Raw genomic sequence first — 15,190 nt, forward strand, 5'->3', positions numbered from 1 at the left:
TTTTGGACTGCTGAAGCTTTTTAAACCTCACAATCTTGATATATTGATAAATAATTTGTGGTATTCCTTTAATCATCCTTGGTTTAATAGTATAAATTAAATTTAGTTAAAAATTCCAATTTTTTGTCAAAGATTAATTGACAGTATTCATAAATTTCGTCAAATTGCCTTTGATTTTTCATCTTTACAATCACTATAAGGTAAATTAGTAGGATATTTGTTCCTTTTAGCATTTTTGGCACATGACCTTTTGGATAGCGTCTAAAAGTAAAAACCGATGGATCCATTACGCTTACGAAGATTATGTGCTGACAACTGGAATAAAGGCTATAAATTTAATAATAGTGTATGTAGCACTACTAGCTATTATAAAATAACAGACCCTTCAAAGTCTGCAGTAAGCTTGGCAACTTATACTAATCAATATTCGAAGTATATATTTAATAAAATCTACTATAACCTAACGAAATTCAAATCCGATTCTAATTTTGTTAGGTATACACGGGGAATTGTCTGATTGCTGGTAAAAAATACAACAATGGGCCTGTGAATTATATGAAAAGTTAATCTTCTCACTATTTTTATCATTAAGTGGAAGCTTCAGAAAATGTAAGAAGTAACATAAATTTAAATTAGTATTTTTACAAATTTTAATATACTTTTAATAACAGTTATCAATGTTAGTCCTGTTATAACGATTTTAGATAGATACAAACTCTGCTGATCTAAAAACATACAGTATCACAAATTATAATAATATACAAAAATTCATGATTATTTTAAGAAGTCAAATGGAAAATCTATGTATCCATTGGATATTCTAAGTTCATCAGCAAACTAAAAATAAATATTTATTTTGGAGATTGGGAGAATGAAAGGTAAGCAAAAGTTAAAAACTAGCATGTTACTCATAGCATTATTAGTTCTAAGCTTAATTTTTGTGTCAGTCTCGAGTTTTGAAAGAATAAAGGACATGAATGGATCAAAAGCTGAGGACATAGATGGGTCAGAAGTTGAATTGGTTGCAGAACAAGAACCATCGGTTCCTGCAGCTCCAATCACAGAAAATGATGGGCCTTACTGGTATTTGCTTACTGTAGATAAAGAAGAGCAGAAAACCTTATTTCAGTATATTGATAATTGCAACGCTTCTGATCAAGAAAAGAAAGCTATGAAACAGTCTATGGCAGATATATGGAGTCGATATCCTGATAATATTACAGAAGAAGACAATCAAACACTTGAATTGGTGGATACAAAAGTAGGAGAGTATCTTAATGATACATATGGTAAAACTTAGGCAAGTGAGGAATAAAATCAATTGTGACAAAGACTAAGGATTAAAGTCCAATTTTAGATAGTTAATAGTCTAATGATGCTGATTTTTCAGTTCAACTACGTAAGTCCTATATGGATTAATCACTGAAGAAGGAGTAAGTAGACTTACATTATCTGTATTCAATGAAGGGTCGAAAAATCATAATATATTATAAAAATATATGATAAAAATAAAATAAGTTCGAAGTTGGAGTAAGATAGTGGATCAATTATATACGATGAGTTCATCCCAAAACTTGGAATTTGCTTCTTGGACATTGTATTTTGAATATCATTCAAGCTCATGATTATGAAAACAACTCTAAGAATTCCTAACGATTAAGAGTAAAGTGTCTTTTGGGATAGGCTCGATATATAAATGGAATAAAAAAATTGGAAAGCAAAATAATTTTGTGATAAAACATATTTAATCTCTTTAATGATTTTGCCCAACAATTTAAAATCAAATCTTAAGAATTAGCGTATGATTCCATCATATCACCCCTCATGTATCAAGGAATAACGCTAAATATCGATAAATACATTCAACGTGCGACTGAACCATACAACTGAAAGATCAAATTTTAACGATTTCTTCAAACTACTAACCAGGGTTTTCATGCAACAGAAAAAAGAAAAACTCCAGGCTTCGGGCCCACAGAAAACAGATAGAGGTAACCAGGGCACAAAAAAAGTCCGGACTCAGGACAAAAGAAGTTTTCAAATTACTGATAAAAAGGCTTTCCGAACTTCAGATAATAAAACTTCCAGAATCTCGGATAACAAAGCTTCCCAAACTTCGGATAATAAAACTTCCAGAATTTCAGATAATAAAACCTCCAGAATTTCAGATAATAAAACCTCCAGAACTTCGGATAAAAGAAATTCTCAGACTCAGCAAAACAGGATAAGGAACAAATCTACAGGTTTTAAAGAAAAGTCTTCCAAAGGAAAACATGCTTTTAACAAGAGCGTTGGCTCTGAAAAAAATCTTGACTCCGTTTCTTACAGGAAAAATAACTCCCAGCGTTTCGAGTATGAAGACGATCAAATATTCTGGTGTGAAAAATGTAATCTGCCCCTGATAGGAGAAGAATGCGGAAGATGCGGCAGCAGAGGAAAAGTCCTTAAGCTTTCACAACCTGCAGACGTCCGTTTTTGTTCTCCTTACGAGCGGGAAGTCCTGGACAGGCAGCTTTATTCGGCTTTTGGCTGTAATCCCCTTGGGAAGAGGCTTATTCTTCTAAACAAAATCCCTGGTGAGGACAAAACCGATGAAGTACTTGTAGACGGCTTTATTTTCGGAATTCTCCGATTTGAGCTCTCGAAAATGGATTACAGTTTTGAACCTTCCCTCAAGGGCGCAAAAATTCTCCTGAAACATACTCAAGGCAGAACAGCCAGACTCAAAAAAACAAACCGGCACCTTAACGGAAAAAGTATTTCAGCAGAATCTATTGAAACTTTTGACAGCAATATAAAAGCAGGAGACTTTGTACTTGTTACTGCAGGCAGCCTGACAGGCTATGGGGTTTCTTTATTTGACGGCGCAGAATTTTCAGGATTGAAAGACCAGCCTGGGTCCGAAACTCGATCCGAACCTGAGTTTTCCAAAGAATCTGAGAAAGTTCTCAGGATCAGAAAGGTAGACAGCAGTGAAGCATCACTTCATCCTGAGACTCCTGATCTTACGGCATGCATAGAAGCAAACAAAAAACACCTCCAGGTGCTTGGAAAAAACGCAATAAATACAATCCGCGGGATTATTTCCAGGAAAGAATACAAAAACCTGCCTGTCTATGTCTCCTTCAGCGGTGGAAAAGACAGCCTTGTGGCGCTTGACCTGGCACAGGCTTCCCTTAAGCAAAGAGAACTTAAAGCTTTTTTCCTGAATACAGGAATTGAGTTTCCTGAAACTGTAGAGTTTGTACGGAACTTTTGCCGGGAAAAGGAAATTTCACTTACCGAAGCAAACGCAGGTTCTGCTTTCCGGGAGCAGGTAGGAAAATTCGGGCCTCCTGCAAAGGATTTTCGCTGGTGCTGCAAGGTCTGCAAGCTGGCATCGGCAGGGGATTTCGAGACCGAGAAAAGAGCTTCTTCTCAAAAAGGGGTAGCTGGCGTGGCTTATCTGACAATTGACGGTAAGCGTAAGCACGAATCTTTCTCAAGGGCAAGGATTGCAGCAAGTGAGACAAATCCTTTTGTCCCTGCCCAGCTCAATATCTTTCCTATAAGAGATTGGAAGGCAATTGAGGTCTGGCTTTACATACACTGGAGACAGCTTTCCTACAGTCCTCTTTATGACCTTGGCTTCGAAAGGGTAGGCTGCTGGCTTTGTCCCTCTGCCCTCGCTGCTGAATATGAAAGAGTAAAAGACCTGCACCCTGAAATGTACGCAAAGTGGAACGCTTTTCTGCTGGAATGGGCAAAGTCAAGAGGGCTTTCTGAAAAATTCATAGAGCATGGGTTCTGGCGCTGGAAAGAACTGCCTCCAAAGATGCTGAAACTGGCTGAAGAGTTAGGAATTTCCGTGCTTGCCAGAGAAAAAACCGAAGACTTCGAGATTGAAGTCGTGTCAGGAATTTCTCCATGCAGGGCAGGTGGCTATTCAATAGAAGCAGCCGTAAAAGGCATCAGGGAACAAGAAGCCGCAGGTTTCGTCAATGTTCTCGGAAACACGGTTTATGCAGAAGACCTGGGAATGTTGCTGGTCAAAACCGCAACAGGGACTGTAAAGTTTTTTTCGAATGGGAATCTGCTTGCAAGTTCGGAAACAAAGGAAAAAGCAATTTTGTTATTTAAGGAAGCTGCAAAGCAGTTTACAAGACTTTCCCGCTGTACCGGTTGCGGAATCTGTGTAAAAGCCTGTCCTGTTGGGGCAGCTTCTCTTGAAGGAAAAACACCGCATGTAAGCGAAACCTGTATCAGGTGCGGAAAATGTACAGAATCATGTGTAGTAACCAGATACTTTGATAAGCTCGTACCGGATCTGAATCAAAAGTTAAAGTTGTGATTCACGAGAAGACTGAACTTCCAATCTCTGTGATATTTTTAAATAGTTCCTAAATATATTTAGATATTGCATTTCCTAATTAGGTTTGGATCTCACACTTTTATTATATTTCCATAAACTTGACTTAAACCTGTATATCTAATTTAAATCCGTATAGTTGATTTAAACCTGCATATTTGATTCTAAAACCCGTATAATTGATTTAAATCCGTACATTTGACTTCAAATCGTATGTTTGACTTAACCCTGTATTAATTCATCCATTTAAACGGAAACTAAAAAATGAGATTGAGCCAAAATCCTGATGGAGTAAGCCAAATCATAGCCAACCGCTGGAAAATTGGGGCGGCCCTGGCGGTAGCGCTGCTTCTGTACTTTTCGTTTCTTATTCTGCTGCCCTTTGCAGATGGAATCGTACTGGGCATAGTCTTTGCTTACATTGCCAGGCCTATCCGGGTAAAATTCAAAAAACACAGAAAAATAGGAGCTCTTGTTGCCAGTATGTGCATATTCATCCCTATAGTATTCATTGTAGGAGCAGGCATTGTTGAAATCCTTAACCAGATCTCCTGGGTTATCGAACATCAAACAGCAGTTGCGGCAGCAATTCTAAATTTCATAAACTCCCTCAACATTCCGGAAAAAATAATAGAAGGCATTAATTCCGCCATCTGGGACCTCTTTACCTCGCTGCTCCCTGCAGTAGGCAGCATAGGGCTCCTTTCATATGCTCAGAGTATCGGTCTATTTTTCATCAATTTTGTTATCTCGATCATTTTCTGCTACTTTATACTCGCTGACGGAGATCGGCTTTACTGCGCATTTCTTGGTGTGGTCCCAAAGGAATACAAAGGAGTTATAAACCGTTACGCACATCATCTTGATATCATCCTTAAAGGCGTTTTCATAGGCAATGCCTACGCTGCTTTAATAGTAAGCGTAACCTCGGTTTTTGTTTTCTATGCTTTTGGGTTTCCCCATGTGCTTGCCCTGGCAACTCTTATCTTCATAGCTTCGATAATTCCTCTTTTTGCCGGGTACATGGTGCTGTTGCCTTTAGCTTTAATGCGGTACCTTGAGTTCGGGTTTAAAAGCGCAGCAACTTTCTTTATAGTATCCTCACTCATTATCTACGGCCCCCCTGAACTGATTCTCAGGCCCTACCTGACCAGCTTGCAATCCAAAATTCACCCTATGCTGCTTATGCTTGCCTTTCTGGGAGGAGCTTTTGTCGGAGGGATTGCAGGATTTTTTGCAGCCCCTATTCTTCTTGGGGCATTGGTTGCGGCTTACAGGGTTTATCAGGAGCACAGCCATCCCGAATTTGTTGATACCTGCGCAGACCTCAAGAATCAGGGACATCCCCATAAGGCTGGTTCGGAAAAGTAGTTACCGGAGTTCTCAGAAAATGTACGGAAAAACATCACATATCCTGGAAAACTCCAGGATATGCCCAAAAGTATCAATCGAAAGGGATTATTTTATATCGTTGAAGGATATTAGGACTGTCATATATTCTTCTTTACCTCTTTAATCAAGATCTACTGACGGTACAGACCTAGGTCAATCTTATATAAATCAACTATTTGATTCAAACGAAACCGATTCGGATAAGTTCAAAACCGAAGATAGTTCGGGAGAAATTAAAGACCGAAGCTAATTCGGAAAAAACTCAAAACGAAGTAAATTCGGAACAAATTCCACACCGAAATGGATTCGGAACAAATCCACACCGAAATAAATTCGGAACAAATTCCACACCGAAGATAACCGAACACAGGTGATAGAATGCAATTATTGCTCATTCACTCTGATTATATTGAATACGAAACCAAAAAACAAACTCCAGTTGCTGAAAAAATTGAAGAGTCCTTAAAGTCCGGAAGGCTTGAGGAAGCACTTACCGCTTTTATGGCTGTTGAAAGTGTAGATGAGGCAAATCCTGAGGGAACTATAGAAAAGACGGTTTCCGAAATTGAAAAGGTAGCTACCCAGGTCAAAACCAACCGTATAATGCTCTATCCTTACGCTCATTTAAGTTCTGACCTTTCTTCTCCGAAAGTTGCAGTACAGGTACTAAAAGGCATAGAGACCGCACTCTCAGGTAAATACGAGGTTAAACGTGCTCCTTTCGGGTGGTATAAGGCTTTTAGTATCAGCTGTAAAGGGCATCCTCTTTCCGAACTCTCAAGGAGCATACGTCCAGAAGAAATTGTAAAAGCAGCAGGCAAAGTCGAGATATGTGGGGAAAAAGAAGTAGTTTCCGAGGCTCTCAAAGCCGAAAGTACGGCAAAGTCCTACTGGCGTATCCTTACCCCTGATGGAGAGCTTCACGAAATAGAGAATTTCGATCTTACGCCTTACCCCAAACTTCAGCAGTTTGTAGACTATGAAATTTCCAAGAGTAGAGCTGTTGAGCGTGCTCCTCCTCATGTGGAGCTTATGCGCAGACTTGAGCTTGCAGATTACGAACCAGGGTCGGACTCAGGAAATATGCGGTATTACCCTAAAGGGAGGCTTGTAAAATCTCTCCTTGAAAATTATGTACTTGATGTCGCAACCGACTTCGGGGCAATGGAAGTCGAAACTCCTATCATGTATGATATGAACCACCCTACCCTGAAGAAATATCTGGACAGGTTCCCTGCAAGACAGTACTCCATTGAGTCAGACAAACGGCAGATGTTCCTGCGTTTTGCAGCCTGTTTCGGGCAGTTCCTCATAAACCACGACATGACGATTTCCTACAGGAACCTGCCTCTTCGGATGATCGAAATGACCCGCTACAGCTTCAGAAAGGAACAGCGGGGTGAACTTGTGGGCTTGAGAAGACTCAGGGCCTTTACTATGCCTGATATGCACAGCCTTTGCGCAGACATGGACCAGGCTGTAGACCAGTTCAAAAAGCAGTACGACCTCTGCATAGATGTGCTTGAGAACATAGGAATCCACATTAAGGATTATGAGGTGGCCATCCGCTTTACCAGAGACTTTTACGAGTCGAATAAAGAGCTTATAGTCAATATGGCAAGGACTGTTGACAAACCCGTGCTTGTTGAGATGTGGGACACCCGTTTCTTCTACTTCGTACTCAAGTTCGAGTTTAACTTCGTAGATGCTCTTGCTAAGGCAAGTGCACTTTCCACGGTCCAGATTGACGTAGAAAACGCCGAAAGATATGATATTTCATATGTAAATCCAGATGGCAAACTGGAAAGGCCTACCGTACTTCACTGCTCTCCAAGCGGGGCAATCGAACGCTGCATTTATGCCCTTCTCGAAAAAGCTGCAATGGAAACCGAAGAAGGAAAGGTTCCTATGCTGCCTGTGTGGCTTTCACCTACCCAGGTCAGGATTGTACCGGTCTCAGAAAAACACGTCGCTTTTGCCGAAGAGGTTGCCCAGAAGCTTGACTGCAGGGTTGATATCGATGACCGTGACCTGTCAATAGGAAAGAAAGTTAGGGAAGCAGGCAGGGAATGGGTCCCTTATGTGGTGGTCATTGGAGATAAAGAAATCGAGGATGGCACTATTAATGTAACAATTAGAGCCGAATCCGGACAGAACAAACCTACAAAAGTTCAAATTACTCCGGAAGAGCTTAATTCCCGGATTAAAGGCGAAATTGCAGGAAAACCGTACAGGAAATTGGCACTGGCAAAATACCTTTCTGTAAGGCCAAAGTTCTTCTAAACAATTTAAAATTTTCTGAATTCTTTCAAATAAGTTTTTCAGAAACCGCCAGAGGAAACAAAAATTTTTGTAAAATTTTTTGTTTATCTGTTTCTTCTGGCTTTTTAGCATAACTTATATATTGACGTAATCCTTATTATTGAAAGAGGATTCCTTTTAAATAAAAGCAGTTCTAGGTTTGTTCTTCTCCGTTTCTGGACGAAAAGATTCCGATTTGACCATTTTGGAAATTTTTGCTAAATGGAATTTTTACTAATTCATTTGTAAGTTATGGGGAGTTACTTCTTATTGAATTTACAATTAAGCACAATATTTCCTGTTTCATGATTATACAAGTTTCCCAGAAACCCTTTACAAGGCACTTTCTGGTTTTGATATCAAATTTTTACATTGACAAGTGTAAGGACAGCATAACTAATGACAATTTCAAATGAAATCGCAGTCGGTATGGAAACCGTCGAGCTTGAGCCCTTGAGGGAAGATAAAAAGAAAATTTTTGAGGATATTGTAAAATATCTTGAAGATAATCAGAGAGGCTATATCAAGGTTCCTACAGGCTGGGGTAAAACCTTTCTTTCGAAACATATAATGAAAAAGTACTATGACGAAGGAAAACTCGTGCTTTTCCTTGTCTCGAAAAATAACCCTCTCCTTAGCCAGACCTATTATGACAGGAAGAAAGACAGGCCTCTATTTCCCAACAGTGCACTTCTCTCATCCGAGCAGAAAGTGGACCGCAAAGAACTCGCTGAAACTTTGAGAGTTTTTGAGCAGAGAAAAGATAAAGGGTTTGTGCTTTTTGCCTCACTTCAGACCATACTTGGAAAGCAGAGCTCTGAGATCAAGAACCTTATTATTGAGCTTGCCGACCTTACAATCGTAGATGAAATTCATAATTTCATAAACAACAGAGGAAACGACTTTCTTAATGAGTTAGGGGAAAGGACAAAAATCCTGGGAATGACTGCAACCCCTTTTCAGGGAGTTGTCGGAAATGTCAAGTTCGTGGATGAGATTGCAGGGGATATGAGGGAGGTTTACGCAAAAACACTTCCTGAATGTATTCTGGACAACGAACTTGCCCCCCTCAAGTATACGATTGCCGAGAGTTCGCAGGATATCTTTGAGATATTTGATTTTGAAAAAGGGCTTGATGAGCTTGATAAACAGGACCTTTTCCTTGACTGCAGCACTCCAGATAGGTTGAAAAAAGTAATTCGAAGAACTCAGCTTGCAAAAGACGTGTACGATTCTATGATAAAAGACAAACACGCAAAAACGCTTGTCTTTTGCGCCCCTGTACGGAAACGTGTTTACGGCGTGGGAGCTGAAGAGGAGGAAATTAATGCTTTCCATGCAAAGCTTACCTCCTCGGTCTTCAACGGAGAAATTTCAATCCCGGAATCCGAAAAAGATTCTGAACCCGTCCTGCCCTTAAACTTTGAGAATTATACCCCTGACGGCGAGTTCCAAGATACGGTTTTTATAAGCTCGGAGCTGCCCAAAAATGAACAAAACGCCATTCTTGCAGCTTTCAGGGAAATAGGAAAGCCCCCTTATGTGCTGTGCACCGTAGGCATGCTGATTGAAGGGTTTGATTTTCCCGGACTTGAAGCCCTTGTTTTGCTGCGCCCTACCCTGAGTATGCGGCTCTTTGAGCAGCAGGTCGGAAGGGTAACAAGGCTTTCTCCAGTCTCAGGAAAGCAACAGGGCAATGTCTTCGAGATTTCGGACAGTATTGACTCTCTCTACCAGCGTTTTGGGGAAGGCGTTTTTTCAGGGGAAAAGGTTGACCAGGTGCAGATGCTCCAGCCCGAGATCCGCCTTGAAGAACTTTTCTCAGAAGGAGATGCAGCCAGGGCAATCGAAGAAGGAAAGATCGAGATTAAGAAAATAGAACTTGGACCTCAAGGAAAAGGGAAAGGAAAAAGAAGAAGGGTTCAGGAAATCCCTGTAAGGCTCCCTCCCACATCCATCAGGGCAAAGTACTTTTCGCGCCTGCTAGCACTGACCGAGGAAAAAGACATAGGAGCTTTTGAACGAGAAAAGCGTGAACTCATGCGGGCTACCCTGAGATTCCGGGTAAGGGAACTCAGGGATGCAGAAGAGCTTGCAGAGCTTGCAGGCAATATTAATAAGCTCAAACGGGAAGCCTATGAAGACCACAGGCTAGGGGATGTTTCAAGGCAGCACAAACCCAAGGTTTTCGGGGAAGTTGAGTGGCTGCTGAAACTTCAGGCCCTGAACTCCCTCAAGTATAACGGTGGACACCTTTCTATGCCCGAGAAAAACCGGATTTTAAAAACTCTGGGTTTCGAGCCAGATTTCCGGAAGATAGACAATCTCAGGTTTAAATGCCTGAAACTGGGCTCAGCCCAGAAGACAATTCCTGAGCTTGTAAAAGTTCTCGGCTTCGTAAGTCGTCTCTCATCTTCGGAAACCTACCAGTTTCTCGACAAGAAGAAAAAAGAGCACTGGAAAAGAGAGTTCCTGCCTGCAGTCTACTGGGGTTTCTGCTTTATAGATGATTCTCCTGAATTGAAGGAGCTTTTCGAGTCTACGGAATGGGACAGACGGGTTAAAAATATCATTCGACAGAAGTAATTTCGTAAAAAAGAATTTTGGGAGGAAATCTTACTATTCTCCCATTTTGTAACTGTAGATTTTTATATTTTATAACTATCAATAGCAATTCGATACATTATTTTACTCTAAATACACCGCAGTTCCTCTTCCATGATCAGTATACTGTTCGCCTTCGATTGTATTATTTCTACTGTCGGGGGTGTAAAACACTTTAATTTCTTTATTCATATCTGCAGTTTCTTTATTCAAACCTACAGTGTTGCCTTTAATTATATTATTTTGAGAATTCCCAAGTGTGATTGAAAACGTGTATGGGTGCATCTCAATATTATTGTTCAGGAGTTTGTTACCATTCGAGTTCTGAAGGCTGATACTGAAATAATTATGTGAAACTCTGTTTTTGCCTAACTCATTGTCTGAAGAATTGGTTAAATTTACACCCTTCCAACTATTTGAAATATAATTACTTATTAGTTTATTACTGTTGGAGTTCTCAAGATTAATCCCGTTTACATCTACCTTTAGCTCATTATTGGATATATTATTATTTTTTAACCAATTATTGTTTGAATTTTTGAGACATACGGCATACACACTGTTTGAGTTTACAACATTGAAATTCAATTCGTTTTCAGTGGAATTCTCAATATAAATTCCGTAATGTGAGCTGTTATTTGCCTCATTATTTTCCAGAGTATTTTTGCTAGAGTTTCTGAGATAAATTCCAAATTCATTCTGAAACACTGTGTTATTTCTAATTACGATATCACTGGAACTTTTCAGGAAGGCTCCATATTTATTATAAACCAATGTATTTCCAGTTATACTGCTATTAGACCCAGTATAATAAATACCGGCTTTGCTCCTTGATCCTGTAATATTGAATCCACTAATTGTTACGTTGTTCGCAGTTATGTGGAATACATCTTTTTCCGGATTTGCAGCTTGAATCACAGTATCCGCAGATTTGCCTTGTTTCGATACTATAGATAAAGGCTTATCTACAACCAAATTTTCCTGATATAATCCTGGGTAAACCAAAATAGTGTCACAAGAATTAACACTGTTGATTTTTTGTTGTATTGAATCTCCAGGGTAAACAATAACAGTGTCACCAGAACGAGCATTGCTGACTTTCTTTTGTATTAAATCTCCAGAGTGTACGTTGGCATTAGTTGAGTTATTACTAAGATTGCCAGGGATATTGTCGGGATATTTTCCATTATTTTCTGAATAGAAAATAAATATTGTTGAAATGGCAAAAACAAACAATAAAAAAACTATTTTTGTATCTATTTTCGTGAGTGGCATATCCATTTCTTCGCATAACCTATACTCTTTATAAGTTATTTAATCTCTTAAAAATTTTACGTCTTAACTACCAAAAATGCAGAAGAAGCTATTACTTTGAATCAAACTTAATTCTCATGACTCTGGAAACCATATTCCAATTAACAGGATTATATAAGTGCCTCCGCCAGCTTGTCTGGCGGCCCTGCACAAAAATAGAAGGAAGAGGACAGCAGTAGAGAGAAAAAAGACTTGAAAAGTAGTAAAATAATAAACAAACACTAAATTTTTCATATTTTGTCTGCAAATGTCACTAATAAGTAACATAAACTCTTAATTTACACATTTATTTAAAGACCTCTATCATGTGTTGTTTCTTTTAGAATTGAATGCGAGCAATATAACAATAATGTACTAAAATATACTAAAGTTTGAGGACGTCAGATAAAAATATTAATTTGAAAGACTTACAACTCTCAAAAGTCCATTCATATAGTCTCGTGACCTGATGTATCTTTGCCATCATAATATCCCACCAGAACGGATAACTGAACCTGGATTCTTGTAACTTTCTAATTATGGTATTTCTAGCTTTTAGAAAAGTTTTAAACAGATAACAATTTATAAAAAATCAAATACTGATAGTGAGATGACGACTATGTTCCGTGAAATATCTGACCTTATGAAGGAACGAATGAATTACCTTGAACTTATCGATAAAGAAGATAGAATTAATGGAACACCGAAATCACAAAGGCTAAGACAGATCCCACCTGAAACCGGTAAGTTTATTGCACTCATGCTAGCCGCTTCCCCGGACGGGATAGCTATGGAGATAGGTACAAGTGCAGGTTATTCATCCATGTGGCTTGCACTCGCTTGTAGAGAAACAAATCGTAAGTTAATCACTTTCGAAATACTGGAAGAGAAAGTGAAACTGGCATGTGAAACCTTTTCAAAAGCCGGACTGGAGGACATCGTAGAACTCGTACATGGAGATGCTAGATATTTAATAAACAAGTACTCCGGGATATCCTTTTGTTTCTTAGATTGCGATAAGGATTATTATCTTGACTGCTATGAGGCAATCATACCTAAAATGGTTAGAGGTGGCATATTGATAGCTGACAATGCAATTAGTCATGCTGATACGCTCAAGCCATTTCTTGACTATGTGTATAATGACCCCCGAGTCGATGCATTACTTATTCCACTTAAAAATGGTGAGCTGGTTTGTCGGAAAAAATGAGTTTACCTAAGATAATGAGCAGTCTATAATATACTAGAAGCCAATCAGAGTACTGTAAATCCTGTACTTTTTTCTCTTCTTTTTTCTCTTCTTTTTTCTCTTCGTCTGCAAGGCCGCTCTCCTTCGTCGAGCGTACAAGAACGGTTTAGTATAATGATAAGGTTGTATGGGTCAAGAATACTTGTAATAAAAGCTTCTCATAAAGAATGGTACAAAGAATATTACATACAGCAGGCTCGTCGGCGGTATTAACAAATAATATATGACGAGGTGCGATATGAAAATCATAAAATGCAAGTACAATTGGGATGACGGAACTGTCGATGTTTTCTTTTCAGACAGGACAAAGCTGTCCCTGATCTGCAAAGAAATTGAAGCCGAGATTGACGGCAGTATTGCTGCAATAGGATGGCTGGAAGCTTTAAAAATCGGGCATCCGCTTGAATATGCTCAGATGGTTCTGAACGGCGTAATGCAAGAATACTGCCGAAGCATTGACCGAAGCGAGGCTTCAAGCGAGGATATACTATTTTATCAGTATAAAAAGCGGTATCCTGATATGAGCGATTCGCAAATTCAAAGCCTTGTTCGTGAAGCTCAAATGTATAATGAATAATGAGCCCCCTCATTGATTTTTCCCGTCAATGAGGGAGCTCATTATTATCTTACAGGTTCTTGTTTTATTAGCCGGAACGTGGTGTATGCTCAGTTTGCGCAGCGAAACATCTTTATAACAAAGCTCAAATGTTCTGTTTTTCCAGTTCAAACGGCGTTTCGCACGAGTATATTTCGCTATAAAATCCCTTGTGCGGAATGCCGTCCTCCATACACTTTACAAGATACGACAGTTCCTCGTCACACTCGGGCTCGTCTCCGTTACGCTTTATTATTTCGAACGAGTCCACGATGTTTTCCATAATCGTCGCGTTGATAAATATAGGTAATCGAGCAAGCATAGAATCGTCAATTCTGGTTTCGGACCGATACCCGGCAAGGACGGTTTCAAAATAATCTTTCATAAACTTCCTGCGCTTGTCGGCGTTCGGCTCAAATTGAATCCAGCCAACTCCGTGTGTCCAGAGATCGGCGAGGTCATACATATAAAAGCCAAAGCACGAGTTATCAAAATCATAAACCATGATTTGTCCATTATCAAAGTCTATCGAGTAATTCCCATCGTTGTAATCAAAATGGATCATACCGTAGGTTTCGCTGTTCCTGTCGAAGCTATCCAACGTTTTGATGAGTTCTTTCATTTTCGCTTTAAGCAAAGCTAACGTATCTGGTATCAGCTCGTCGATACAACCTTCATTAAACCTGTCAAAGAAACCGTATCGGTGATGGATGGGAGTATACTTCTTTGACAACTGATGCAGTTTACCCAGAACCTTGCCGCAGTTATAGTAGTATTCGGTTATAGGAATGCCTTCCCGATACCTATAATTGTTTTCCACAAGCATTTTCCCTTTAGCCTTTTCAAACAAGCAGACAAAAAATCTGTGGTTATTATAATCAATCTCTTCCAACAGATTACCGTTTAGCGAGCTGATTACATTTGAAACACTGCCGCCGTTATCAAATAGATATCTTACATATTCCATTTCGCCGAGGTAATCTTCTCGGCGCCTGTCATTTAAGAAAGAAATTCTAAGTATTTTTGCACTTAAACCTTCTTTCTCACAAGTGTAGACTACGTTTCGTCCTCCGTCGTGCGGTTGAATCGGTTTTATTTTATGCCCTTCCAATCCATATAACTTTGATATGGCAGTAAGCAAATATTCATCACCGATTCTAATAACTTCATTATAGGTCATAAGTTACCCCTTGTTTTTAGGAGGATTAAAGTATAGTCGCCCTCCTATTTGTTTCGAGATTAACTACTACTGTATTTTTCATATAAAAACATCCTTTCAACTAAAATTTATCTTATAACGCTTAAGCGATATAACCCAAGATTATACAAATACCCACGTAGTCATCCGCAAAAGCAAAGCGGCAGAGTAACCGAGATTTTCCGTACAACCAATTGCCTGCCATAAGAA

At 39.3% G+C, this 15,190-nt stretch carries 10 protein-coding genes; 8 read left to right on the forward strand and 2 right to left on the reverse strand.

All coding sequences use genetic code 11. The features are described 5' to 3' along the window. Nucleotides 1-871: 871 nt before the first annotated feature. From MSBR3_RS04475 to MSBR3_RS04495, 6 genes are all read left to right on the forward strand, one after another. The gene (locus MSBR3_RS04475; protein WP_048106719.1) at nt 872-1,300 is read left to right on the forward strand and encodes a hypothetical protein; all 429 of its coding nucleotides are present in this window, start codon (nt 872-874) and stop codon (nt 1,298-1,300) included. Between the two features lie 636 nt (nt 1,301-1,936). Continuing rightward, a complete protein-coding gene (locus MSBR3_RS04480; protein WP_048106721.1) occupies nt 1,937-4,330 on the forward strand; it encodes a phosphoadenosine phosphosulfate reductase domain-containing protein in 2,394 nt (797 codons plus the stop codon). Nucleotides 4,331-4,612: 282 nt separating this feature from the next. Next, complete coding sequence (locus tag MSBR3_RS04485) at nt 4,613-5,719, forward strand: AI-2E family transporter (protein WP_048106722.1); 1,107 nt, start codon at nt 4,613-4,615, stop codon at nt 5,717-5,719. A 197-nt stretch (nt 5,720-5,916) separates the two neighbouring features. Continuing rightward, a complete protein-coding gene (locus MSBR3_RS20005; RefSeq protein WP_155396722.1) occupies nt 5,917-6,114 on the forward strand; it encodes a hypothetical protein in 198 nt (65 codons plus the stop codon). 4 nt (nt 6,115-6,118) lie between these two features. Next, on the forward strand, nt 6,119-8,023 hold the full coding sequence (locus MSBR3_RS04490; protein ID WP_048106724.1) for a threonine--tRNA ligase: 1,905 nt from the start codon (nt 6,119-6,121) through the stop codon (nt 8,021-8,023). Nucleotides 8,024-8,440: 417 nt separating this feature from the next. After that, nucleotides 8,441-10,627, forward strand: a complete 2,187-nt coding sequence (locus MSBR3_RS04495; protein WP_048106726.1) for a DEAD/DEAH box helicase — start codon at nt 8,441-8,443, stop codon at nt 10,625-10,627. 102 nt (nt 10,628-10,729) lie between these two features. Here MSBR3_RS04495 and MSBR3_RS04500 read toward each other — a convergent pair whose 3' ends face one another. Next, nucleotides 10,730-11,920, reverse strand: a complete 1,191-nt coding sequence (locus MSBR3_RS04500) for a right-handed parallel beta-helix repeat-containing protein (RefSeq protein ID WP_052723282.1) — start codon at nt 11,918-11,920, stop codon at nt 10,730-10,732. 637 nt (nt 11,921-12,557) lie between these two features. Between MSBR3_RS04500 and MSBR3_RS04505 the strand changes: the two genes are divergently transcribed. Both MSBR3_RS04505 and MSBR3_RS04510 read left to right on the forward strand, forming a co-directional pair. Next, on the forward strand, nt 12,558-13,148 hold the full coding sequence (locus tag MSBR3_RS04505; protein WP_048106729.1) for an O-methyltransferase: 591 nt from the start codon (nt 12,558-12,560) through the stop codon (nt 13,146-13,148). Between the two features lie 277 nt (nt 13,149-13,425). Beyond that, nucleotides 13,426-13,764, forward strand: coding sequence for a DUF6061 family protein (locus MSBR3_RS04510; protein WP_048106730.1), 339 nt, complete (start codon nt 13,426-13,428; stop codon nt 13,762-13,764). Between the two features lie 124 nt (nt 13,765-13,888). On the opposite strand, the gene MSBR3_RS04515 is transcribed toward MSBR3_RS04510, so the two are convergent. Continuing rightward, a complete protein-coding gene (locus MSBR3_RS04515; RefSeq protein ID WP_196297007.1) occupies nt 13,889-14,962 on the reverse strand; it encodes a phosphotransferase enzyme family protein in 1,074 nt (357 codons plus the stop codon). Nucleotides 14,963-15,190: the final 228 nt, after the last annotated feature.

This window comes from Methanosarcina barkeri 3 (genome assembly GCF_000970305.1).
Lineage (GTDB): Archaea > Halobacteriota > Methanosarcinia > Methanosarcinales > Methanosarcinaceae > Methanosarcina > Methanosarcina barkeri_A.